This is a genomic window from Neisseria oralis, from assembly GCF_045062685.1.
Taxonomy (GTDB): Bacteria; Pseudomonadota; Gammaproteobacteria; order Burkholderiales; family Neisseriaceae; genus Neisseria; species Neisseria oralis.
In genome coordinates, this window is sequence record NZ_JBJGEB010000001.1 from 288,294 (window position 1) to 311,229 (window position 22,936).

A 22,936-nucleotide genomic window follows, 5' to 3' on the forward strand; every position below is an offset into this window, starting at 1 on the left:
GACGGCCTCGCTGTATTTTGCCGCTGCCCTCACAACGGCTGATTCGCCTGCCAATCGTCGCGCGTCTGTTTGGCTTCTTCCAGATAACGGTAAAGCGCAGGCCTGTCGCCGGTTTCCAAAATGTCCTTCAAAACACCAAGCTGTGCGTGCAGGCCGCCGATTAAGTCCAGCAGGCTGTTTTTGTTGGCCATGCAGATGTCCGTCCAGATAGCGGGATGGCTGGAGGCGATGCGGGTGAAGTCGCGGAATCCCGTCGCAGCGAACTTCAGGTAGGTTTGCCCCGCGGGGTGGTCGAGAATCTGGTGAACGAAGGCGAAGGCGAGCAGGTGCGGCATGTGGGAGACGGCGGCGAATACGGCGTCGTGTTCCGCCGCGCTCATACGGTATGTTTCGGCACCGACGGCCTGCCACAAGGATTCCAGCCTGCAAAGGCCGTCTGAATCTTCCCGTCCGTGCGGCGTGATGATGAGTTTTTTACCCTGATACAGGCCGAACTGGGCGGCCAGTGCGCCGCTGCGGTCTGAACCTGCAATCGGATGGGCGGCGATGCAGTACGGGAGATGTCCGGGCAGGCAATCGCGGAAGGCTTCGAGTGCGGACTGTTTGGTGCTGCCGACGTCGGATACCAGCGTTCCGGCCTTGAGGAACGGCGCGATGCTGCGGCAGATGGCGGACAGGGTCGATACGGGTGTGGCGATGAGGACCAAATCCGCCGCACCGATATTGTCTTCGTTGACGGTATCAAAGGCTTCGTCAATCACGCCGCGCTCCAGCGCGCGGTCGAGATTGCTGCGGCTCAGGTCGATGCCGACGACTTTTTCCACCAGCCCGAGCCGTTTCAAATCCAGCGCAAACGAACCGCCGATGAGGCCGACGCCGATAAGGGTGATTTGTCTGAGTGCAGCGGGCGGGTTCATGTTTTCTGCAAAGCCGTTAAAAGGTTGGGAGGCCGTCTGAAAACGGGAACGTGGTTTCAGACGGCCTCAATCTTAGCGTAACGTTTCGGCGGGCGGCAAGCCTGTTTTCCGTGATATGGGAACAGGCCTGCCGCACCGGCTTCAGACGGCCTGCCGCCATGCACGGGTAAACTCGGCCCAGTGCGGCTTATCCTTCGCTTGGTCGGCAAGGTAGTTTTTCAGGCGTTTGATTTCGACTTCGTATTCGTCGGCGTCCAGCGCACCGCTCATCAGGCGGAAACGCAGGTACATCAGATAAGTGTTCGCCGCGTCGGTTTCGCAATAATCGCGGATGTCTTTCAGACGGCCTGCATGGAAGGCTTCCCACACTTTGCCGCCGTCCATGCCGAGCTTGCCGGGAAAGCCGCAGAGTTTGGCCATGTCGTCGAGCGGCACGCTGGCGCGCGGCTGGTAGAGTGCGAGCAGGTCCATCAGGTCGCAATGGCGGTTGTGGTAGCGGCTGATGTAGTTGTTCCATTTGAAATCGCGGCTGTCGCCGAAATCGCCCTCCCCCGTGTCCCAGTACCGCGCGGCGGCGATGCCGTGAATCAGCGAACGGTAATGCAGCACGGGCAGGTCGAAGCCGCCGCCGTTCCAACTCACCAGTTGCGGCGTATGGGTCTCGATGAGGTCGAAAAACTTGGCAATCATCACCTCTTCGCTGTCGTGCATTTCGCCGATGGTGCCGACATGGATTTTGTCCTGCCCCCAGCGCATACAGCAGGAAATGGCCACCACCTGATGCAGGTGGTGCTGCATGAAATCGCCGCCGGTCTGGGCGCGGCGTTTCTGCTGGGCGAACATAACGGCCTCGCTGTCGGGCAGGTTGTCAGGCAGGTCGTACAACAGGCGGATGCCGTGTACGTCGGGTACGGTTTCGATGTCAAAGGCTAAAATCGGGGTCATGGCGTCGCTCCGGCAACCAACGGGATGAATGACGGCATTGTTACATGAAGCGGAGGATAAAGAAAGCCGGCGGCAAACGGCAAAAAAATGGGCAACCCCCCACAGGATTGCCCCAATACCTCAAATCAGAGATTTACGCTTCACAAACAATGCAGGCTTGCACCTGCAACTTTACCGACGCAGCTCAACTCTGCACCGATAAAATTCCGTTCCAGCGGAGAGAAGCAAACCGCCGAAACGCTCCCGCAGGGGGAAAACCCTATACACGGAAATCCTTACGGCCGAGAGGCCGTCTGAAAACGTGTAATCAAGTGTAGCGGAATTTACGCCTTTTCCAGACGTTTGCCAAGTGTTATTTCCCGAAAGATGTATTTTTCCGACATCTCTCCGTTTTATTCAAAATATTATATTTTTAAAATTTAAAATATTTAAATTTTATTTTTTAGAAATTTAATTCTATAAAATGGTTATTTTTTAATATTAAATTTCACAAAACAAAGCCGCATGGTTTTCAAACCATTTTCCTCTCTTTGTAATACACTGATTTTAAATAAAATTATTTTTAATATATTAACCAAATCGCACCGATTTATCCATTTAATATTCAGGCCGTCTGAAAAACATCCTTCTAACGCTCATTCGCAATATCTTTTTTCTATATTTTTCCGAATGTTTTATCCAAAGCCCGCAAAACTTTCAAAACCCATCAGGCATATACAAATTCAATCGCATTCAAACAAAAACAGGCCGGAGCGGTTACCGGCCTGTTTTTGTTTGAAATTGTATGTAATTCAATAAAACCCCTGTTCGCCTTCGGGACGGGTTTTAAAGCGCTTGTGCAGCCAGAAATATTGTTCGGGATTTTCCCTTGCCCGCGCTTCGATAAAGTCGTTCATGCGCTGGGTGTCGGCTGCAACGTCGTCTGAAGGGAAGTTTTCCCATGCCGGATAGAAACGCAGCGTAACCGTGTTGTCGGCATTGCGCGTGGGTATGGCGGGGATGACTTTGGCTTTCGTCATGCCGGCGATGCGGCTTAAGCCTGTAATCGTGGCGGTGGGGATGCCGAAGAAGTTGACGAAGATGGAGTCGTTGCGGCCGAAATCCTGGTCGGGCAGGTAAAGGAAGGGGACGTCGCTTTTGCGCAGTTGCTTGATAATCGCGCGCAGACCTTCGGTGCGGCCGATGAGGAAGACGTTGTTGTAGCGGTGGCGGCCTTTGAGGATTTGTTCGTCCAACGCTTTGTTTTTTTGGTGCGAATACATGCTGGTCAGCGGCACGTCCTGATTGAGGGTGTAAACCGCCATTTCAAATGCGGTGAAATGCGGATAAAGCAGGATGACTTTTTCGCCTGCCGCGAGCGCGTCGTCAAGATGGTGTTTGTCTTGATAATGTACGAGTTTGCGCAGCCTGTCGGCAGGCGCATACCAATACAGGCCGTATTCGAGCATCAGCTTCGCCATGTGTTGAAAATGGCGTTTGAGCACGGCTTTGCGCTTGTCTTCGCTCCATTCTGGAAAGCATTTTCTGAGGTTGGTCTCGCCGACTTTGCGGCGCGGTTTGACGGCGTAATAGGCAAGGATGCCCACTGCATCGGCAATTTTGTGTATGGCTTTGAAGGGCAGGAGCTGAATGAGGTAGAGGAGGAAAAAGGCGGCTTTCATGGCGGCTGGCGGAAGCGGAAAAATGCGATTATAACTGAAAGGGTTGTTTTTCAGGCGGATTGCGGGTCGGGAATGGGGTGGTTTTAGCGAAACCCGCCGCACTGTTTTTGGCGAAACCCGCTACGCTCGTTTTCAGACGGCCTTTTACCACTGGAAACGGCCGCGTTTGACCTTCATTCCGTTCGGATTCAACTGCGCGGCAAGTCCGTGGTTGCGCAGGGCGTGGGTCAGGGCGACGGCGAGGCCGTCGGCGGCATCGGACTGGGGCGTGCCGGAAAGCGACAGCATTTGCACGACCATGTGCTGCACTTGTTCTTTCGCCGCCTTGCCTTTGCCGACGACGGCCTGCTTGACTTGCAGGGCGGTGTATTCGGACACGGGCAGCTCGTGCATGACCAAGGCGGCCAATGCCGCGCCGCGCGCCTGTCCGAGCATCAGGGTCGAGGCCGGATTGACGTTGACGAATACTTGTTCTACTGCGGCCTGTTGCGGCCGGTACAGCCGGACGATTTCGCCGATATGGCGCACGATGACGGCGATACGTTCCGACAACGGCGCGTCCGGCGGAGTTTTGATGCAGCCGGAGGCTACATAGAAATGTTCGCGGCCGCAGACGTCGATGACGCCGAAGCCGGTTACGCGGCTGCCGGGGTCTATGCCTAGGATGCGGGTGGTTTGCAGGGTTCGGGTCATAGGGAAAATCAGCGGAAATCCGGAAAACGGTTTTTCAGACGGCCTCAAAGAATGGTTTGCAGCAATCTGTGTTTCAACGCGGGCAGCCTGGTGCGCACGCTTTGCAGCCGCGCGCCGTCCAAATCGGCCACGACGACGCCCTCGCCTTCGGGCAAAACGGCCAGCACTTCGCCCCACGGGTCGATAATCATGCTGTGGCCGAAAGTGCGCCTGTCGCTTTCGTGTTCGCCGCCTTGCGCCGCCGCTACGACGTAACATTGGTTTTCCACCGCGCGGGCGCGCAGCAGCAATTCCCAATGCGCCCTGCCTGTCGTATAAGTGAAGGCGGCGGGCAGCAGCAAAACGTCAAACGGCCGCTGGGCGCGGAAAAATTCGGGAAAACGCAAATCGTAGCAGATGCCGGCGGCAAGCGGAACCTCTTCGGCACTCAGTTCCGGCACATCGCCGCCCGCGCTGATGGTGTCCGCTTCGGCATAGCGTTCGCCCAAGCCTGAGAAACCGAACAGGTGCATTTTGTGGTACAGCCCGATTTGCGCGCCGTCGCGGCCGTACACCAGCATGGTGTTCATCACTTTGCCCGCGTCGGGGCTTTGCAGCGGAACCGTGCCGCCGAACAGCACCACGCCGCATTCCGCCGCCGTTTCGCTCAAGGCCGTCTGAAAACGAGCGTAGCGGGTTTCGCCACAACGGCCGCCGACTAAAGGTTCGGCGAAGGCGAGTTTGTCGGTATCGTTGCGCCCCATCAGCGGCCAGTATTCCGGCAGCAGCACCCAGTCCGCCCCTTGCTCTGCGGCTTGGCGCACGAGGCGTTTCATCGCGGCGGTGTTGGCGTCGGGGTCGGTGGAGGAAATCATTTGCACGGCGGCGGCGCGGATGTTTTGCATGGCGGTTTTCCTGTTTCAGACGGCCTTTTGCATGAATTGCGGTTTGTTTACAAGGCGGGCGGATATACTTCCCCCGTTTTCCCAACGAAGGATGCACATAATGAATAAACGGCTCACCCTCCTCCTGCTCGCCCTGCCCGCGTTTGCGTCGGCCGACGTGCGGCTCTACGGCGATTTGAAAAGCGGTGTGGAAACTTCGCAAACCAGATTCGGCGGCAAAACTTCGTCTTATACGGGCGTTTCCGATTTGGGCAGCCATATCGGAATGCGCGGTTCGCACCCGATAGGCGGCGGGAGCAGCGTCATCTGGCAGATGGAGCAGGACACGCCGCTAGGGCGGGATAAAAGCGATCGGCAAAGCGACCTCCGGCGCGGACGGGACGGCGGCGAAATCTATATCGGCATCGGGCGTTGAACGGCGCTCCGAACCTCCGACGACAAACGGCCTTGCGGCCGTTTTGTTTTTTCAGACGGCCTGAGGCGGACAGCCTCACAGCCCCAGCTTGGCCCTCACCTTTTCCCAGACCACGTCCAACGGAATCGCGCCGAGCAGGCGGGTGGCGTCGTTGGTATTGATGCTGTCGGGGTGCGGCAGTTCGGCAAAATCGCCCGCCCACACTACCTCGGCCTTATCCGAATAAGGCCGCCAGCGGCCGACCCAGCTCGGCCCGAACAACGCCACCTGCGGCTTGTCGAGGGCGGCGGCGATGTGCATCGGCACGGAATCGACGCCGAAAAACAGTTCCGCCCCGTCAATCGCGGCGGCCAGCTCGCGCAGGTTGAGGCAGCCGGACAACACCCACACATGCACGCCGTCGGGGATTTTCAGACGGCCTAAAATGCTTTGTACCATTTCCTGCTCGGCGGCATCGGGAGAAGCGGTCAAAACGACGTTTTTGCCGTTGAGCAGCAAAAGCTGGAGCAGCGCGGCGTTTTTACCGTCTTCCCAGCACTTGAAAAACCAGCGCGCGCCGGGATGCGCCAGCACATACGGTTCGCCGTTCCAGCCCTGTGCGCTCAGTTTTTCCAACACGCTTTCGCGGTTGGCGGGGGCGATTTCCATACGCACTTTGGCCGGATATTCTTCCGGCAGCACCAGCGGCGGCAATACGTTCAGGTTGCTTTCGACCATATGGTGCGAAGTGTCGAGTTCTTCGTTCAGAAAATCGTGGCAGTGCCGCCAGAGAAAATTGTCGCGCTTGCAGCAGGCGATGCCCGCACTGTAATGCGCGCAGAGTTTGGCCAAAAACGCCGCGCGCCACTGGTCGGAAATATTAAACGCCCAATCGTAGTTTCTGGCTTTCAGGCTTTTGAACAATGCCTTCTCATGCGCAAGCTGTGCCCTGACGCCCTGTTTCTTCCATTCGCGGTCGATGGTGAAGATATTGGAAATTTGGCGGTTGTCGAGGATGACGTCGGTGGTGGCGGCATACACCAGCATATCGACTTCGCAGTCGGGAAATTTGTGCTTGAGGGCGTCCACAACCGGCGTGGACAGCAATACGTCGCCGTGGTGCCGCAGCTTGATGATTAAAACCCGTTCGGGCTGGGAAATAGACATAATGAATCGTTCCGACGGCCTGTATGAGAGTTGCAATTCTAAAACAGTCGGAAGATTTAGGGAACAAAGCCCGCCCCGCCGCAGGGCGCGTTTAAGGTAAACCTAGGCAAAAATAAGCGGTTATCGTATTGATGAAAAAGTTTCAGGCCGTCTGAAACTGAAAAAGCAGCTTTCAGACGGCCTGAATCCTTTATAGCTAACTTATTTAATTTTTGATACGACGTTTATCGAATCCCGTCATTCCCGTGCAGGCGGGAATCCAGAATGTAGAATTTAGGAAACTTTTTCCCCGACAGGTTCCTGTGCCGACAGGTCTGGATTCCCGCCTGCGCGGGAATGACGCCTGATGGTGAGAGATATATCAAAAAGCAAGCGAACTGGCTATATTCAATAAACTTACTGCGAAACCGTATTTTGTCCGCAAGGCTGGCGGTTTGCTTTCAATCATTTGGAATTTTGCAGGGAGTCTAAATGAAGGCCCTGCCCCAACTCACGCCGCGTCGTACAAACCGCGCACCACCCTGCCGATGGCGGCGATGCCTTTTTCCAGCGTTTCCGCGTCCTGGGCGATGCTCATGCGGATGCACTCGCAGGCGTGCGGGTAATCCTGCGTGTCGATGCCAACGAAGAAATGTTCGCCCGGAATAATCAGCGTGTCTTCGGCTTTGAGCATTTCGTACAGGGTTTGCGACGAAACGGGCAGGTTTTCAAACCAGAGCCACAGGAAAATCGCGCCTTCGGGTTTGTGGATTTTCAGCGGATACGCGCCCAGCTCGCGCTTGAGCAGCGAGACGGCGGTTTGCACCTGATTGCGGTAAAACGGCCGGATGACGTCGTCTGAAAGCTGTTTCAGACGACCGTCCTGCAACAGCGGCGTTGCGATGGCCGCGCCGAAGCGGGTGGGCGACAGGTTCACAATCGCATTCAGGCTGCTGACGGCTTTGACGACTTCGGGTGCGGCGACGATGATGCCGGTGCGCACGCCAGGTAAGCCGACTTTGGAAAGGCTGAAGCAGAGGATGATGTTTTCGTGCCAATTCAGCGTCACGTCGCTATAAATGATGTTGGGGAACGGCATTCCGTAGGCGTTGTCGATAATCAGCGGAATGCCGTGTTCTTGCGCCAAAGCGTCCAGCCGCACCATTTCGCCGTCGGTCAACACATTGCCGGTCGGGTTGGTCGGGCGCGAACAGCAAATCGCGCCGATTTTGCCCGCTTTGAGTTCGGACAGGCTTTCCAGCGCGTCAAAGTCCACGCGGTATTTGAAGAAGCCTTCTTCGCCTTCATGTTCGACAGCTTCGATTTTCGGTTTGACGGAAACAAAGTGCTGCCCTTCGACATGCACGTCGGCATAGCCGATGTATTCGGGCGCGAGCGGCAGCAGGATGGCTTTTTCGGTCGAGAGGCCGTCTGAAACGTTGAATTTGCCGCCGAATAGGTTGAAAAGATAGAAAAACGCGTTCTGCGAACCGTTGGTCAGCGCGATATTGTCGGCGGTCAGGTTCCAGCCGTATTCGCGGTTGAGGAAAGCGGTCAACGCGTCAATCAGCGCGGCATCGCCTTGGGGGTTGGAGTAGTTGCCGATGTTCTCGACGGCGTGTTCCGCCGCCAGCTTGGAAAATACGTCGGCGAACACGGCGTTGACTTCGGCGATTCGCGCCGGATTACCGCCGCCGAGCATGTTGACGGGCTTGTCGCTTTTGAGCGCGTCGCCGAGGTCGTCCATAAGTTGCAGGATGCCGCTGTGTTGCGTGAATTTTTCGCCGAATGCCGAGAACTGCATGAAACCTCCGTATCTGTATCTTTGAAGGTGATTATAACAGCTTGAACATAAGCAGAGGCCGTCTGAAAACTCGCATGTTGAAATTTCAGACGGCCTTTCGTTTTTTATGTTTGATACCAAAGGAAATGCCCCTTGAAACCGAAGAATTTCAAGGGGCTGATGATGTTCTCCAGAACAGTGGTTCTAAAGGACAGAGCATTGCGACACGATGTATTTTCATACATCCTTCGAGGTCTTATTGTAGCAACGTTTCTCATTTCGCAGTGCAACAATATGTTGGAAATTCTAGCGATTGCAGTAACGGAAGTCAACTATTTCATTTGCATGTTAATGCTTTTTTCAGATATATTGCTGTTGTTGTTTATGAAATTGCGGAGAAACAAATGACTGCTTTTAAACCCAATCCACTGAATTACATCCTCGGTCTCGATATCGGCATTGCATCCGTCGGTTGGGCGATGGTGGAAATTGATGATAAAGAAAATCCGGTTCGCCTGATTGATTTGGGCGTGCGTGTTTTTGAGCGTGCGGAAGTGCCGAAAACGGGAGATTCGCTGGCCGCGGCAAGGCGTTTGGCGCGCAGCGTCCGCCGTTTGACCCGCCGTCGCGCCCACCGCCTGCTTCGGGCGCGTCGTCTGTTGAAACACGAAGGCGTTTTAAAACCTGAAGATTTTGATGAAAACGGTTTGGTTAAACCTTTACCCTATATACCAAAACAACCTCGTAATACGCCGTGGCAACTTCGTGCGGCCGCATTGGACCGCAAATTGACACCTTTAGAATGGGCAGCAGTTTTGCTGCATTTGGTCAAACATCGCGGCTATCTGTCGCAACGGAAAAACGAGGGGGAAACTGATGATAAGGAACTGGGCGCTTTGCTCAAAGGTGTGGCTGATAATACCCACGCTTTACAAGCAGGCAATTTTCGCACTCCGGCCGAATTGGCTTTGAATAAATTTGAAAAAGAAAGCGGTCATATCCGTAACCAGCGCGGCGATTATTCGCATACATTCAGCCGCAAAGATTTACAAGCGGAACTCGTTTTGCTGTTTGAAAAACAAAAAGAATTCGGCAATCCGTATGTTTCAGACGACCTCAAAAACGGTATTGAAAACCTGCTGATGACGCAACGTCCTGCCCTATCCGGCGATGCCATTCAAAAAATGTTAGGACATTGCACCTTCGAGCCGGCAGAACCGAAAGCAGCCAAAAACACCTACACCGCCGAACGTTTTATCTGGCTGACCAAACTGAACAATCTGCGTATTTTAAATCAAGGAAACGAACGTCCGCTGACTGATGCCGAACGTACCACGCTTATGGACGAACCATACAAAAAGTCCAAGCTGACCTATGCCCAAGCCCGCAAACTGCTGGACTTGGACGATACGGCATTCTTCAAAGGCTTGCGTTACGGCAAAGACAATGCCGAATCCGCAACACTGATGGAAATGAAGGCTTACCACGCCATCAGCCGCGCGCTAGAAAAAGAGGGTTTGAAAGACAAGAAATCTCCGTTGAGCCTTTCTCCCGAATTGCAGGATGAAATCGGCACAGCATTTTCCCTGTTTAAGACCGATGAAGAGATTACAGGTCGTCTGAAAGGCTGCTTGCAACCTGAAATCTTGGATGCGCTGTTAAAACACATCAGCTTTGACAAGTTCGTCCAGATTTCTTTGAAAGCGTTGCGCCGAATTGTGCCATTGATGGAACAAGGCAAACGTTACGATGAAGCCTGCGCCGAAATCTACGGCGATCATCACGGAAGGAGAAATTCGGAGGAAACGCTTTATCTACCGCCGATTCCCGCCGACGAAATCCGCAATCCCGTCGTCTTGCGCGCCTTATCGCAAGCAAGGAAAGTCATTAACGGCGTGGTGCGGCGTTACGGCTCTCCTGCGCGCATTCATATCGAAACAGCGCGTGAAGTGGGTAAATCATTTAAAGACCGCAAAGAAATTGAGAAACGTCAGGAAGAAAACCGCAAAGACAGGGAAAAAGCTGCTGCTGAATTTCAAGAATATTTCCCCAATTTTGTCGGCGAACCCAAATCCAAAGATATTTTGAAACTACGTCTATACCGACAACAAAACTGTAAATGTCTGTATTCAGGCAAAGAAATTAATTTAGGCCGTTTGAACGAAAAAGGCTATGTTGAAATTGACCATGCCTTGCCGTTTTCGCGCACATGGGACGACAGTTTCAACAATAAAGTGCTGGTATTGGGCAGCGAAAACCAAAACAAAGGCAACCGAACACCTTATGAATATTTAAACGGCAAAGACAACAGCCGCGAATGGCAGGAATTTAAAGCGCGCGTAGAAACCAGCCGTTTTCCTCACAGTAAAAAGCAACGGATTCTACTGCAGAAATTCGATGAAGAAGGATTTAAAGAACGCAACTTGAACGATACGCGCTACGTCAACCGTTTTCTGTGCAAATTTGTTGCCGACCATATGCAACTGACCGGAAAAGGAAAAAGACGCGTATTTGCCTCCAACGGACAAATTACCAATTTATTGCGCGGCTTTTGGGGATTACGCAAAGTGCGTGCGGAAAACGACCGCCATCATGCTTTGGACGCAGTCGTCGTTGCCTGTTCGACCGTTGCCATGCAGCAGAGAATTACCCGTTTTGTACGTTACAAAGAAATGAACGCGTTTGACGGTAAAACCGTGGATAAAGAGACGGGAGAAGTGCTGCATCAAAAAACACACTTCCCGCAACCTTGGGAATTTTTCGCACAAGAAGTCATGATACGCGTCTTTGGCAAACCGGACGGCAAACCCGAACTTGAAGAAGCCGATACCCCCGAAAAACTGCGTGCGTTGCTTGCTGAAAAATTATCATCTCGCCCCGAAGCCGTACACGAATACGTTACGCCGCTGTTTGTTTCGCGCGCGCCCAATCGGAAGATGAGCGGGCAAGGCCATATGGAAACCGTCAAATCCGCCAAACGGCTGGACGAAGGCATTAGTGTATTACGCGTACCGCTTACACAGTTAAAACTGAAAGACTTGGAAAAAATGGTCAATCGGGAGCGCGAACCCAAACTATACGAAGGACTGAAAGCACGTTTGGAAGCGCATAAAGACGATCCTGCCAAAGCCTTTGCCGAGCCGTTTTACAAACAAAATAAAGCAGGCAACCCAACTCAGCAGGTAAAAGCCGTGCGCATCGAGCAGGTACAGAAAACCGGTGTCTGGGTACGCAACCGTAACGGCGTTGCCGACAACGCAACTATGGTGCGCATAGATGTGTTTGAGAAAGGTGGCAAATATTATTTGGTGCCGATTTACAGTTGGCAGGTAGCGAAAGGGATTTTGCCGGATAGAGCGGTGGTGCAAGGGAGAGATGAAGAAGATTGGACGGTAATGGATGATAGTTTTGAGTTTAAATTTGTACTTTATGCCAATGATTTGATTAAACTAACTGCTAAGAAAAATGTATTTTTAGGCTATTTCGTCAGCCTAAATAGAGCAACTGGAGCGATTGATATTCGTACACATGATACGGATAGCACAAAAGGGAAAAACGGCATTTTCCAAAGTGTTGGTGTTAAAACCGCCCTTTCATTCCAAAAATACCAAATCGACGAACTCGGCAAAGAAATCAAACCATGTCGTCTGAAAAAACGTCCGCCTGTCCGTTAAATAAACTTATCCCTGTTTCAGACGACCTGAAGCAGGGATTTTTCGTCGCACAAACACAAAGGAGAAAACACATGACATGGCGCAGCCTGCTTATCCAAAACAGCGGCAAACTGTCGCTGCACCGCGAACAAATGCTGATTCGTCAAAACGGAGAATCTTATACCGTTCCCTTGGAAGACATCGCCGTCATCGTTGTTGAGCATCGGGAAACACTGATTACCGCTCCGCTTTTATCGGCATTGGCAGAATACGGAACCACTCTGCTGACTTGCGACGAACAATTCCTACCCTGTGGCCAATGGCTGCCTTACTCACAATACCATCGTCAATTAAAAACCCTCAAGCTGCAACTAAATATCAGCGAACCCTTAAAAAAGCAACTTTGGCAACATATCGTCCGTCGAAAAATCCTCAACCAAGCATTTGTTGCCGACGAAACAGGCAATGACATTGCTGCTAAACGACTACGCACATTGGCTGCCGAAGTTCGCTCCGGCGATACAGGGAACCGCGAAGCTCAAGCCGCCGCCCTCTATTTTCAAGCCGTGTTTGGAGAAAAATTTACCCGCAACGACAACAATACCGTCAATGCCAGTCTGAATTACGCCTACTCCGTGATTCGTGCCGCCGTTGCCCGATCCCTCGCCTTATATGGTTGGTTGCCCGCATTGGGACTGTTTCATAAAAGCGAACTCAATCCCTTCAATCTTGCCGACGACTTTATCGAACCATTGCGCCCGCTTGCCGACCTGACCATACTGAATCTGAAAGAGCAAGGTCGTCTGAAAAGCGAATTGACGCCGCAAACCAAACAAACCTTGATCAAAGTCCTGCACTCCCAAGTCAGCATCGAACAGCAGACCTTCAGCACACTGGCAGCCATAGACAAAATGATTGCCTCATTCCAGCCGAGCATCGTCGCAAAAAACGCCAGACTGCTGAAACTGCCCGAAATCCTGCCTTTGAAAGAATATCAATATGAGTGAGGCAAAATTTATGCGGATCATCGTCTTTTTCGACCTACCGGTCACTACCGTTGCCAAACGCAAGGCTGCCAACCAATTCCGACATTTTTTGCTGAAAGACGGCTATCAAATGCTACAACTTTCCGTGTATAGCAGGATTGTCAAAGGCAGGGATGCGTTACAGAAACACCACAACAGGCTATGCGCCAACTTGCCGCAAGAAGGTTCAATACGCTGTTTGGAGGTAACAGAAAAGCAGTTTGCTGCCATGAAACTGCTTTTAGGTGAACTCAAAACCCAAGAAAAAAAGGTCAATTCAGACCAATTATTGCTGTTCTAACCCATTTTTTCAGACAAAAGAAAACGGGAAATCCTTACAGAATAAGGATTTCCCGTTGAGGTATTGTAGCACTGCGAAATGAGAAAGGGAGCTACAACTTTGTTTGTAAATGGCATTCCTGAACTTAAATTGTAGCACTGCGAAATGAGAAAGGGAGCTACAACTATGTTGGTTCTCGTAGTTCTTCGAAGTACATTGTAGCACTGCGAAATGAGAAAGGGAGCTACAACAAATATTATAATTCATATTTATTTTTATTTTATTGTAGCACTGCGAAATGAGAAAGGGAGCTACAACCATCACATGATGCCGTGCGGCGAATCCGTCATTGTAGCACTGCGAAATGAGAAAGGGAGCTACAACGGTTGTGTTGAAGGGGGTAAGAGTGGTTGTATTGTAGCACTGCGAAATGAGAAAGGGAGCTACAACGCCACCGGCTGGATGCTGATTAAAGAAGCCATTGTAGCACTGCGAAATGAGAAAGGGAGCTACAACGATACTTCTGGTGGAAGACTCCATAAGGTTATTGTAGCACTGCGAAATGAGAAAGGGAGCTACAACAACAACATGTCTAAAAAGATTTCAGATTCTATTGTAGCACTGCGAAATGAGAAAGGGAGCTACAACTCTGTTATTCATCGATTGATGAATGATGAGATTGTAGCACTGCGAAATGAGAAAGGGAGCTACAACTACTTTTCCAGGCGTTGTTGCACGGTCTGCATTGTAGCACTGCGAAATGAGAAAGGGAGCTACAACATGAGCGACATCTAAGGCAAGCTATTATACATTGTAGCACTGCGAAATGAGAAAGGGAGCTACAACTTAATAAGCACTACGAAAGTTTGACAGATGATTGTAGCACTGCGAAATGAGAAAGGGAGCTACAACCCGATTGGACTGGCGCCGTTGCAGTTGATGATTGTAGCACTGCGAAATGAGAAAGGGAGCTACAACTAGCTCGCGTTCATCATCATCTTTTCCAAGATTGTAGCACTGCGAAATGAGAAAGGGAGCTACAACGCCTTGCCGCATCTTCCATGTCGTGTCCGCATTGTAGCACTGCGAAATGAGAAAGGGAGCTACAACCGCACGAGCTAATCTCAATCAACCCGAACTATTGTAGCACTGCGAAATGAGAAAGGGAGCTACAACGAGTTCGATGAAATTATTAAAGGGCTAAGTATTGTAGCACTGCGAAATGAGAAAGGGAGCTACAACCGCACGAGCTAATCTCAATCAACCCGAACTATTGTAGCACTGCGAAATGAGAAAGGGAGCTACAACCCAACCCCTGCGGGGAGCGTATTTAACGTGATTGTAGCACTGCGAAATGAGAAAGGGAGCTACAACGCATTTTGCCGTGCACGCCGCCACGGCGGTATTGTAGCACTGCGAAATGAGGAAATCATTGCTTTTCAGACGGCCTTTCGCCCCTCTTCTGCGTCCAACACCAGGAATATCGCCAGTGCCACTGCCATCAGCACCGCCGTCAGTACCATCGCCCGTGCGTAATTGTCTGCGCCGGCCGTGCCCAGATAGCGGTAAATCAAGGTTGTCAGGGTTTGCCATTCGGGGCGGGACAGGAACAGTGTGGCGGCAAATTCGCCCGCGCAGGTGGCGGCGGCGAATGTCAGGCCGCGGCGCAGGGCGGGCTTCAGCAGCGGGGCGGTAACATATAAGGCCGTCTGAAAACGGCTGGCGCCCATGCTTCGGGCGGCATCGGCATAATCGGGCGGCAGTGCGTCCCATGCGGCGGATACGTCTTTGGCGACAAACGGATAGGCAAGCAGCGCGTAGGTGGCGATCAGCAAGGGCAGCGAGGCCGTCCAGGCGGGGTAAAGCAGCAGCACGCCGAAGGCGACGCACACGGGCGACACCATAAACGGCAGGAAAGTCAGCCCGCGCACCCACGGCGCGCGGCGTACGAGGCAGGCGTGCAAAATACCCAATGCGGCCGCCAGCAGCACCGCCATCGCCGAAAACCGCAACGTGTTCCACAGTGCCGCCAGCGTGTCCGCCTCCGCCAGTACGCGCCAGGAATCACCCGCCGCCAAGGCTTTCGCGCCCACGGCGCCCAGCGGCAGTACGCAGCAAAACAGCAGCACCAGCAATGCAGCCGCCAGCAGCAACCGTTCGCCGGCAGACTGCGGCCTGCGCGGGGCCGGCACGCGCACTGTTTTCCCCGCCGCAGCATTGCGGCTGAGGCGGGCATAGAGCAATCCGGCGGCGGCCGTTACCGCCAGAACCAGCCACACAAGCACCGACGCCTGCGCCATATCCAGTTCGTAGGCGATCAGTTGGTAAACTTCCACCTCCACCGTCGCGTAGCGGTTGCCGCCCAGCAGCAACGCGAGTCCGAAACCGGAAAAACAGTATAGAAACACCAGACACGCCCCGCCCGCAAGCCATGGGCGCAAGACGGGCCATTCCACATCGGTGAATCGCCGCCATGCGCCCGCCCCCAGCGTGCGGGCCGTCTGAAGCCGCGCTTCGGGCACCTGCATGAACCCCTGATACACCGAACGTACCAGTACCGGCAGGTTAAAAAACACGTTGCCGTAAAGCAGCAGGTACGGCGTATCCTGCCAGCCCGCCCACAATGCGCCGTGCGCGCCGAAAAGCGCCAGCACGCCCATACCGGCCACCAGCGTCGGCATCACAAACGGCAGCATCAGCAGCCGCAGAATCCAGCCGCGGCCGAAAAAGTCCAGCCGCGCCAGCACCCAGCCGGTCGGCACGCCCGCCAGCACAGTCAGCACGCAGGTTACGGCCGCCTGAAACACCGTCCAGCCTATCCTGTGCCGCATGTAGCCGTCTTGCAGGATTTCCCGCACCATGCCGCCGCTGTCGTATGCCGCCAGCGCAAACAGCGGCGCGACCACCATGACGGTGAGAAAACCGAGCGGCACAAGTGCGAACAGTAAGGTGGTGCATAAACGGCGGAGATTCATGGCGGCTGCCTGTCGTAGGGGAAAACCGTATTCTATAACCAAACGGCCTGCAATTTGATACGGCCGGAACAAACCGCCCTTTCAAATAATTGAGGCCGTCTGAAAGACGACATCAATTAAAACATGACACACACAAAAACATCCAACATCCGTGGCCGGTTATCGCCGCCGGCGGCGCCTTGCTGAACCTACCGATTAAAAAACCGAAAAACTGATTTGGCATCCGCGCACCGTTCACTTTCCTGCGGAAAAACCGAGTATCATATGCAAAGCCGCTACCGCGTATCTATTTATATTTTCAGACAGCCTAAGGAACAAAACATCCTCCACCATGAGCGAACTCTTAAACAGCGGACAAACCCTGAACTCTAACCTCGACCACGGCAAACGTTGTAAAGCCTGCCGTTGGTGGAAATTTGCCAGCTGGAGTTGGTTGGGAAGATGATTGAAAACAAATAATCTAATTCAGAGAATGATAAATTCTTTTTAATGGAAGAAAGAATGAGATGAGTCGAAAAACTATTTTAGAATTGAATGCTGTAGAAGCAAGAAAATTCTTTTTAAAACATGAAAGCTATTGCAATATTGATTTGCCAAAATATTTTTCATTTTCCGAATTATTGGAAAAAGTATCTAATGAATGTAATGGTAAAAAAATAAATGACTTTAGTAATTCAGCAAGCGCAATGAAAATGCTAGATGATGTAAATTACCTTCTATATGCCAATAAAGATGGGAAATTATCATGGAGACCATTACAGATTATTCACCCTTTAGTATATGTCGATTTAGTACATAAAATAACTACACAAGAACACTGGAATAAACTACAAAAAAAATTTAAAAAGTTTCAATCTAATGAAAAAATAAAATGTTTAAGTATACCTATTCAATCTGAAAATGAACAATCAAATAAAGCTCAACAAATTTCTAATTGGTGGGAGCAAGTAGAACAAAAATCTATTTCACTCTCATTAGAATACGATTATATTTTTGATACTGATGTAGCAGATTGTTATGGTTCAATCTATACACACTCTATTGCTTGGGCTATCGAAGGAAGAAAAAAGGCTAAGAATAACCGAAAAAATAGTTTGCTTGGCAATTTTATAGATACAAGCATACAAAATGCCCAGTATGGGCAGACTAATGGCATTCCTCAGGGCTCAGTATTGACGGATTTTATTGCTGAGATAGTGTTAGGTTACATAGATTTAACTCTAACAATTTCTCTTCGAAAATGTGAAGTGAAAAAATATCAGATTTTACGTTATCGTGATGATTACAGGATTTTTGTTTGCAACGCTAATGATGGAGAAAAAATTCTTAAATTAATTTCTGAAATAATGATGCCTTTTGGGTTAAAGTTAAATGCAAGCAAAACCAAAGGAAGTCAAGATATTATTACTCAATCAATTAAAAAGGATAAATTAGCTTGGTTGTCCATTCCACAAAACAATAGAATTAGTTTACAAAAAAAGCTCTTACTTATTAGGCAGCATGGTATCAGTTATGCCAACTCAGGTAGTTTAACTACAGCGTTAAATAAGCTTGATAAGCAAATAGAGAAAATTAGAGGGAAAAGAAAAATTAACAGCATAGAACAGCTCATTAGTATTGCAACAGATATTGCATACAACAACCCTAAAACAATACCGGTATGCTGCGCCATTATTAGCAAACTATTATCAGAATTAGAGGACAGTGAAAAAATATCTTTCTTAATTCATAATAAATTAAGCAAAATGCCTAATTCAGGTTTTGCACAGATATGGTTGCAAAGAATGCTGAAAGATAACTTGGACAATATTCAATTTATTGAAAAAATGTGTAAGCTTAAAAATGGTAAAGTTACCTTGTGGAATCATAATTGGATTCAAAGTAATAGTAAGATGTACCAGATCCTTAGTAATACACCTATTTTCTTACAAAATGAGTTTAATAATTTAGATAGTATTATTCCCAATGCAGAAATTGATCTTTTCAACTACTAAAATATTCTTAATATTAGAACTTCTAAAAACATAATCAAATCCTAAACAAACGTAGGCGTAACCCAACAAAATGCCAAAATTCCCAACTAAGGCCGTCTGAAAACCCATCGCCGCCATACCCTGCATCGTGATGATTGTTTCGTGATTCCACTATATACGCCAACCAAAAAGTTACTTACATAAAAACATAAAAGGCCGTCTGAAAACATGTTTCAGACGGCCTTTTTCTATTGGTGATTACTTAGCGCGGCGAGCAGTCTTTCAATACGATTTCGTCGTCGGGTGCGGTAATCATAATCGGCTGTTTGCGGTATGTTTTTTTGTCCATGTAAGCGGTGCTCAACACATAGCCGCCTTCTTTGCCGTAGTAAGTGTCGGCGTTGTCGGAGCGGTCGAGGTCGATGGGCATGAAGCGGCGTTTGCCGTCAACCACTGCGGAAGCGGAGGTAGTCAGACCCTGTTTGTTGAAGCCGTAGGTTACGGTTACGTGTTTGCCTTGCTGGCAACGGTAGGTTACAGATTTTTTAGCAACGGTCGGGTTGCTGATTTTTGCGGGTTTGGCGATGGCCGCGCCGCTCACTGCTACTGCCGAAGCCAATACGATTGCAGACAATAGTTTCATTGCAAGTATCCTTTTAAAGTGTGGGATTGAATGTGCTACGGCTCATGACTGCTCATGCTTCCGAAAGCGTGCCCATACTAATACCGGTAATATTTAAAATATAAGTTCGTTTGGATAATTTTTGTAAATCCGGCGGTTTTTCAGACGGCTCCGCCGCCAGCAGAGGCCTGACCGGCAAAGCGGACGATTTGCCGGTCGTCTATGGCGACACCGATTCTGCCGTTATCCGGCAGGGAATCGAGCCATCCGGCCTGTTGCCGGTCTAAGTCGGCGGTCAATTCGCCGTAGCGGCGGTGGACGAAAATGAGGCGGCGCGCTTCCGGAAGGTCGGTGATACGGACGATGCGGCCTTCGGCCGGCGAATCCGAACCGGCGGCGCAAACGGTTATCGCCTGCGGCGGGATGTAGCGTTCTTCGCTGACGTTCTGCAAACCCAGCAGCCGCGCGGCTTGCGCGTCGGCAGGATGTTGCAGCAGGTCGCGCGGCGCGCCGTATTGCAACACCCTGCCCGCGTGCATCAGGGCGATGCGGTCGGCGAGGGTGAAGGCTTCTTCGGGGTCGTGGGTAACTAATATGGCGGGAATGTTCTGCCGGCGTATCCGGCGGACGGTTTGGTCGCGCAGGTGGCGGCGCAGGTGGGTGTCGAGGCTGGAAAAAGCTTCGTCCAGCAACAGCAGGTCGGGCTGCGTCACCAGTGCGCGGGCCAGTGCGAGGCGCTGCTGTTCGCCGCCGGACAGGCTGTCCACGCTGCGTTCGGCTTCGCCGCCCAGTCCGACTTCGTCCAAGGCTTGCCGCGCCCGCTGTTCGGCCTCTTTCCGCGGCACTTTGCGCATCTTGAGGCCGAAGGCGGCGTTCTGCCATGCGTTGAGATGCGGAAACAGGGCGTAGTCTTGGAACATTAATGAGATATTGCGTTTTTCAGACGGCATCAGGGTAATGTCGCGCCCGTTCAGCCAGACTTCGCCGCCGTCGGCGGGGGTCAGGCCCGCAATGATTTTGAGCAGGGTGGATTTGCCGCAGCCCGATTTGCCCAACACGGCGAGCACGCCGCCGCCTTCCACGCTCAGGCTGATGTTTTGCGCGACTTGTTTCGTACCGAAGGATTTGTCGATGTTTTTCAGTTGCAGCATTTTCAGACGGCCTCTTGCGGATGGCGGCGCAGGCTTTCAAGCCATTGCGACAGCGGATGTTGCGGTTTCAGCAGGCCGTAGCGGCGGAAGGCGTCGAGCGTCACCAACTGGGCGTCATCCATCATTTCGCCGGCGAGCATGGCTTCGACCAATTCGGGAATGTCCATCAGGACGAATCCGGCCACTTCGCCGTCTTGGTTTTTCGGAGCGAAGTCGGGCGGCAGCACGACATCGAAAATATGCAGGATTTCGTTGTGCAGGCCGCGCGATACGGGGCGCAGGCTGTGCAGGCAGCTTTGCCGCCGCAGTCTGTCGGGCAAAACCGCGCCCAGCCCCGCTTCTTCTTCGCTCTCGCGCAATGCGGCCTCAAGCGCCGTTTCACCGCTGGCGACACCGCCGCCGACGATGTTGTCGAGCTTGTTCGGATCGACGGCTTTGTCCGCACTGCGGCGGCCTATCCAAAACCGCCAGCCGCCGCGGCAGGTCAGCCCGTTCAGGTGTATGGCGCGGCTCAACAGCCCGAACGGGCGGAAGGCGGCGCGTTCTAGGGCAAACAGCGGCTGGCCGGCTTCGTCGCACACGTCGAAATATTCGCCGCGCCAGCCGCGCAGTACGCCGGCCTCCCGCCAGCCGCAGGCCGTGCTTTGCAGGCTGAGGCCCAAAGCCGCCCAGCTTTCTCCGGCCAAGTGCAGGCCGTCTGAATCTTCGCCGACGGCGCCCGGCCAGTCTTTTTTAAGCTGCGCGCCCCATTGCGGATTCAGACGGCCCAAAGGCAACCCGTTGAGCCAGAGCGTCTGCCAGCTTCCTTTCAAACCATACTGCCGCTGCGCCCACTGCCACAGGCCGTCGTGTGCGCTGCCATCCAAAACACCCGAAAAACAAGGTCGCTCAGCCATAATCTGCCTGCCCGAATATTGACGACGTATAAGATTTTAACTGCTTCATTCCGATTTGCAAGCCGCAGACCGGACCGGCGAAACCGCGTTATAATGACCGCGGCACACACCCGACCGACAGGAGCGGCAAATGAGCGAACTGGAAAGCATCCTTTCTTTCAACCGGCAATTCGTCGATTCAGGCGAATACGAGAAATTCTTTACCGACAAATACCCCGAACGCGGGCTGGCGATTCTGTCGTGCATGGACGCGCGGATGATGGAATTGCTCCCTCGCGCGCTCGGCCTGAAAAACGGCGACGCCAAACTGATTAAAAACGCCGGCGCGGTCGTCAGCCACCCGTGGGGGTCGGTGATGCGCAGCCTGCTGGTGGCCGTGTTCGAACTGAAAGTCAGGGAAATCATGGTCATCGCCCACCACGACTGCGGTATGCAGGGGCTGCACGCCGAAAGTTTCCTAAACAAAGTGCACGACAGCGACATCCCCGATGACCGCATCGAAACCCTGCGCCATGCCGGCATCAACCTCGACGGCTGGCTGACCGGCTTCGACAATGTGGAAGACAGCGTGCGGCACACGGTCAGGCTTATCCGCAACCACCCGCTGATGCCCGCCGACATCGCCGTACACGGCCTCGTCATCCACCCGACCACGGGCAAACTGAACATGGTCGTCGACGGCACCCTTGCGCAGGCAAATCTTTCAGACGGCCTTTGAACCATGAAAAACATCGGACTATTCGGCGGCACCTTCGACCCCGTACACAACGGCCACCTCCACATCGCCCGCGCCTTCGCCGACGAAACCGGTTTGGACACGGTCGTTTTCCTGCCCGCAGGCGACCCCTACCACAAACCGCAGGCCACGCAGACTTCCGCCGCACACCGCCTCGCCATGACCGAGCTTGCCGCAGCGGAAGATGCCCGTTTCGCCGTCAGCGACTGCGACATCGTGCGCGGCGGCGCGACCTACACCTTCGACACGGTGCAGATTTTCCGCCAGCAGTTTCCCGCCGCCCGACTCTGGTGGCTGCTCGGCAGCGACAGCCTGATGAAGCTGCACACCTGGAAAAAATGGCAGACGCTGGTTAAACAGACCCACATCGCCGTCGCCATGCGCGAAGGCGACAGCCTCGGGCAAACCCCGCGCGAACTGCACGCATGGCTGGGCGAAGCACTGCAAAACGGCAGCGTCAGAATCCTGCAAGCCCCGCTGTACGGCATCAGCTCCACCCGAATCCGACAGGACATCCGCAACGGCAGCCTTCCCGACGGCCTGATACCGCCGCAGGTGGCGCGCTATATCCGCGAACACGGCCTGTACCGCTGACCCGCATCCCCGTCTGACGCCGGCAAGGCCGTCTGAAAACAGGCATCTTGTTTTCAGACGGCCTTTGTCGTTCTGTTTGCGATATGGAACGCCGTAATCGGGTATAATCGGCGGCATACTTTTTATGGAAGCCGATATGACAGAACAAGAACTGCAAGACCTGCAAAAAATGGTCGAAACCGCCGTCGAAGCATTGGACGACATCAAAGCCGACAATATTTCGGTTTTGGAAACGCAAGACAAAACCTCGCTGTTTTCCCGCATGATTATCGCCAGCGGCGACAGCAGCCGCCAGGTCAAAGCCTTGGCCAACAACGTGGCCGTCAGCCTGAAAGAAGCCGGATTCGAAATCCTGAGCACGGAAGGACAGGACAGCGGCGAATGGGCGCTGGTGGACGCGGGCGATTTGGTGGTGCACGTCATGCTGCCCGCCGTGCGCGACTATTACGACATCGACACCCTCTGGGGCGGCGAAAAGCCGAGTTTCTACGCCGGCGCGCAAAAACCCTGGCACGCGGCCGACAATTAAATCGGCCGCAACCGGCCGTCAGGCCGTCTGAAAAGCACTAAGGCACGCCGCCCCGCCCTTTTCAGACGGCCTGATTTCG

19 protein-coding genes and 1 CRISPR repeat array are annotated in these 22,936 nt (G+C 52.7%); of the genes, 8 read left to right on the top strand and 11 right to left on the bottom strand.

What is annotated here, in order from left to right; genetic code table 11:
- Window positions 1-29: 29 nt before the first annotated feature.
- The 5 genes from ACI43T_RS01480 to ACI43T_RS01500 form a co-directional block, all read right to left on the bottom strand.
- The gene (locus tag ACI43T_RS01480; protein WP_377081806.1) at window positions 30-917 is read right to left on the bottom strand and encodes a prephenate dehydrogenase; all 888 of its coding nucleotides are present in this window, start codon (window positions 915-917) and stop codon (window positions 30-32) included.
- Window positions 918-1,058: 141 nt separating this feature from the next.
- Window positions 1,059-1,862: a 3'-5' exonuclease gene (locus ACI43T_RS01485; RefSeq protein WP_009174352.1), complete on the bottom strand. Its 804-nt coding sequence runs from the start codon at window positions 1,860-1,862 to the stop codon at window positions 1,059-1,061.
- 791 nt (window positions 1,863-2,653) lie between these two features.
- Window positions 2,654-3,523, bottom strand: coding sequence for a lipid A biosynthesis lauroyl acyltransferase (locus tag ACI43T_RS01490; RefSeq protein WP_405385335.1), 870 nt, complete (start codon window positions 3,521-3,523; stop codon window positions 2,654-2,656).
- A gap of 144 nt (window positions 3,524-3,667) precedes the next feature.
- Window positions 3,668-4,216, bottom strand: a complete 549-nt coding sequence (gene ruvC / locus ACI43T_RS01495; protein WP_405385336.1) for a crossover junction endodeoxyribonuclease RuvC — start codon at window positions 4,214-4,216, stop codon at window positions 3,668-3,670.
- A gap of 44 nt (window positions 4,217-4,260) precedes the next feature.
- Complete coding sequence (locus ACI43T_RS01500; RefSeq protein ID WP_405385337.1) at window positions 4,261-5,100, bottom strand: carbon-nitrogen hydrolase family protein; 840 nt, start codon at window positions 5,098-5,100, stop codon at window positions 4,261-4,263.
- A 100-nt stretch (window positions 5,101-5,200) separates the two neighbouring features.
- Between ACI43T_RS01500 and ACI43T_RS01505 the strand changes: the two genes are divergently transcribed.
- Window positions 5,201-5,515: a porin gene (locus tag ACI43T_RS01505; RefSeq protein WP_377080909.1), complete on the top strand. Its 315-nt coding sequence runs from the start codon at window positions 5,201-5,203 to the stop codon at window positions 5,513-5,515.
- A 75-nt stretch (window positions 5,516-5,590) separates the two neighbouring features.
- Here the strand turns inward: ACI43T_RS01505 and rfaQ are convergent, their stop codons facing one another.
- Window positions 5,591-6,661, bottom strand: coding sequence for a putative lipopolysaccharide heptosyltransferase III (gene rfaQ / locus ACI43T_RS01510; protein WP_297956292.1), 1,071 nt, complete (start codon window positions 6,659-6,661; stop codon window positions 5,591-5,593).
- 490 nt (window positions 6,662-7,151) lie between these two features.
- A complete protein-coding gene (locus tag ACI43T_RS01515; RefSeq protein ID WP_405385338.1) occupies window positions 7,152-8,444 on the bottom strand; it encodes a valine--pyruvate transaminase in 1,293 nt (430 codons plus the stop codon).
- Between the two features lie 383 nt (window positions 8,445-8,827).
- Between ACI43T_RS01515 and cas9 the strand changes: the two genes are divergently transcribed.
- The 3 genes from cas9 (at window position 8,828) to cas2 (ending at window position 13,402) form a co-directional block, all read left to right on the top strand.
- Window positions 8,828-12,097 carry a type II CRISPR RNA-guided endonuclease Cas9 gene (gene cas9 / locus ACI43T_RS01520; RefSeq protein ID WP_377080903.1) on the top strand — a complete coding sequence of 1,090 codons (3,270 nt, stop codon included), beginning with the start codon at window positions 8,828-8,830 and terminating at the stop codon, window positions 12,095-12,097.
- A gap of 71 nt (window positions 12,098-12,168) precedes the next feature.
- Window positions 12,169-13,083, top strand: a complete 915-nt coding sequence (cas1, locus tag ACI43T_RS01525; RefSeq protein ID WP_377080901.1) for a type II CRISPR-associated endonuclease Cas1 — start codon at window positions 12,169-12,171, stop codon at window positions 13,081-13,083.
- Window positions 13,076-13,402: a CRISPR-associated endonuclease Cas2 gene (cas2, locus tag ACI43T_RS01530; protein WP_009174361.1), complete on the top strand. Its 327-nt coding sequence runs from the start codon at window positions 13,076-13,078 to the stop codon at window positions 13,400-13,402. Before cas1 ends, cas2 begins: the two co-directional genes overlap by 8 nt.
- Before the next feature lie 62 nt (window positions 13,403-13,464).
- Window positions 13,465-14,755: a CRISPR direct-repeat array (repeat unit 36 nt; unit sequence ATTGTAGCACTGCGAAATGAGAAAGGGAGCTACAAC).
- Between the two features lie 65 nt (window positions 14,756-14,820).
- On the opposite strand, the gene ACI43T_RS01535 is transcribed toward cas2, so the two are convergent.
- Entirely contained in the window at window positions 14,821-16,356 is a 1,536-nt protein-coding gene (locus tag ACI43T_RS01535) for an ABC transporter permease (protein ID WP_405385339.1), read from the bottom strand.
- Between the two features lie 506 nt (window positions 16,357-16,862).
- Here ACI43T_RS01535 and ACI43T_RS01540 point away from each other — a divergent pair.
- Window positions 16,863-18,350: an RNA-directed DNA polymerase gene (locus ACI43T_RS01540; RefSeq protein WP_405385340.1), complete on the top strand. Its 1,488-nt coding sequence runs from the start codon at window positions 16,863-16,865 to the stop codon at window positions 18,348-18,350.
- Window positions 18,351-18,591: 241 nt separating this feature from the next.
- Here the strand turns inward: ACI43T_RS01540 and ACI43T_RS01545 are convergent, their stop codons facing one another.
- The 3 genes from ACI43T_RS01545 to ACI43T_RS01555 form a co-directional block, all read right to left on the bottom strand.
- Complete coding sequence (locus ACI43T_RS01545) at window positions 18,592-18,972, bottom strand: ACP-like domain-containing protein (protein ID WP_009174363.1); 381 nt, start codon at window positions 18,970-18,972, stop codon at window positions 18,592-18,594.
- 140 nt (window positions 18,973-19,112) lie between these two features.
- Window positions 19,113-20,102, bottom strand: coding sequence for an ABC transporter ATP-binding protein (locus tag ACI43T_RS01550; RefSeq protein ID WP_405385341.1), 990 nt, complete (start codon window positions 20,100-20,102; stop codon window positions 19,113-19,115).
- A gap of 2 nt (window positions 20,103-20,104) precedes the next feature.
- Window positions 20,105-20,998 (bottom strand): NUDIX hydrolase, encoded by an 894-nt coding sequence (locus ACI43T_RS01555; RefSeq protein WP_405385342.1) that lies wholly within the window; start codon window positions 20,996-20,998, stop codon window positions 20,105-20,107.
- 130 nt (window positions 20,999-21,128) lie between these two features.
- Between ACI43T_RS01555 and ACI43T_RS01560 the strand changes: the two genes are divergently transcribed.
- The 3 genes from ACI43T_RS01560 to rsfS all read left to right on the top strand — a co-directional run bounded on the left by ACI43T_RS01560 (window position 21,129) and on the right by rsfS (window position 22,857).
- The gene (locus tag ACI43T_RS01560) at window positions 21,129-21,716 is read left to right on the top strand and encodes a beta-class carbonic anhydrase (RefSeq protein WP_297956306.1); all 588 of its coding nucleotides are present in this window, start codon (window positions 21,129-21,131) and stop codon (window positions 21,714-21,716) included.
- A gap of 3 nt (window positions 21,717-21,719) precedes the next feature.
- Entirely contained in the window at window positions 21,720-22,328 is a 609-nt protein-coding gene (nadD, locus tag ACI43T_RS01565; RefSeq protein ID WP_377081551.1) for a nicotinate-nucleotide adenylyltransferase, read from the top strand.
- Between the two features lie 136 nt (window positions 22,329-22,464).
- Window positions 22,465-22,857: a ribosome silencing factor gene (gene rsfS / locus ACI43T_RS01570; protein ID WP_009174368.1), complete on the top strand. Its 393-nt coding sequence runs from the start codon at window positions 22,465-22,467 to the stop codon at window positions 22,855-22,857.
- Window positions 22,858-22,936 lie beyond the last annotated feature (79 nt).

Bases quoted from the DNA above. Each gene is read 5' to 3' on its own strand.
- ACI43T_RS01480 (WP_377081806.1), bottom strand. From the start codon at position 917: ATGAACCCGCCCGCTGCACTCAGACAAATCACCCTTATCGGCGTCGGC.
- ACI43T_RS01485 (WP_009174352.1), bottom strand. From the start codon at position 1,862: ATGACCCCGATTTTAGCCTTTGACATCGAAACCGTACCCGACGTACAC.
- ACI43T_RS01490 (WP_405385335.1), bottom strand. From the start codon at position 3,523: ATGAAAGCCGCCTTTTTCCTCCTCTACCTCATTCAGCTCCTGCCCTTC.
- ruvC (WP_405385336.1), bottom strand. From the start codon at position 4,216: ATGACCCGAACCCTGCAAACCACCCGCATCCTAGGCATAGACCCCGGC.
- ACI43T_RS01500 (WP_405385337.1), bottom strand. From the start codon at position 5,100: ATGCAAAACATCCGCGCCGCCGCCGTGCAAATGATTTCCTCCACCGAC.
- ACI43T_RS01505 (WP_377080909.1), top strand. From the start codon at position 5,201: ATGAATAAACGGCTCACCCTCCTCCTGCTCGCCCTGCCCGCGTTTGCG.
- rfaQ (WP_297956292.1), bottom strand. From the start codon at position 6,661: ATGTCTATTTCCCAGCCCGAACGGGTTTTAATCATCAAGCTGCGGCAC.
- ACI43T_RS01515 (WP_405385338.1), bottom strand. From the start codon at position 8,444: ATGCAGTTCTCGGCATTCGGCGAAAAATTCACGCAACACAGCGGCATC.
- cas9 (WP_377080903.1), top strand. From the start codon at position 8,828: ATGACTGCTTTTAAACCCAATCCACTGAATTACATCCTCGGTCTCGAT.
- cas1 (WP_377080901.1), top strand. From the start codon at position 12,169: ATGACATGGCGCAGCCTGCTTATCCAAAACAGCGGCAAACTGTCGCTG.
- cas2 (WP_009174361.1), top strand. From the start codon at position 13,076: ATGAGTGAGGCAAAATTTATGCGGATCATCGTCTTTTTCGACCTACCG.
- ACI43T_RS01535 (WP_405385339.1), bottom strand. From the start codon at position 16,356: ATGAATCTCCGCCGTTTATGCACCACCTTACTGTTCGCACTTGTGCCG.
- ACI43T_RS01540 (WP_405385340.1), top strand. From the start codon at position 16,863: ATGAGTCGAAAAACTATTTTAGAATTGAATGCTGTAGAAGCAAGAAAA.
- ACI43T_RS01545 (WP_009174363.1), bottom strand. From the start codon at position 18,972: ATGAAACTATTGTCTGCAATCGTATTGGCTTCGGCAGTAGCAGTGAGC.
- ACI43T_RS01550 (WP_405385341.1), bottom strand. From the start codon at position 20,102: ATGCTGCAACTGAAAAACATCGACAAATCCTTCGGTACGAAACAAGTC.
- ACI43T_RS01555 (WP_405385342.1), bottom strand. From the start codon at position 20,998: ATGGCTGAGCGACCTTGTTTTTCGGGTGTTTTGGATGGCAGCGCACAC.
- ACI43T_RS01560 (WP_297956306.1), top strand. From the start codon at position 21,129: ATGAGCGAACTGGAAAGCATCCTTTCTTTCAACCGGCAATTCGTCGAT.
- nadD (WP_377081551.1), top strand. From the start codon at position 21,720: ATGAAAAACATCGGACTATTCGGCGGCACCTTCGACCCCGTACACAAC.
- rsfS (WP_009174368.1), top strand. From the start codon at position 22,465: ATGACAGAACAAGAACTGCAAGACCTGCAAAAAATGGTCGAAACCGCC.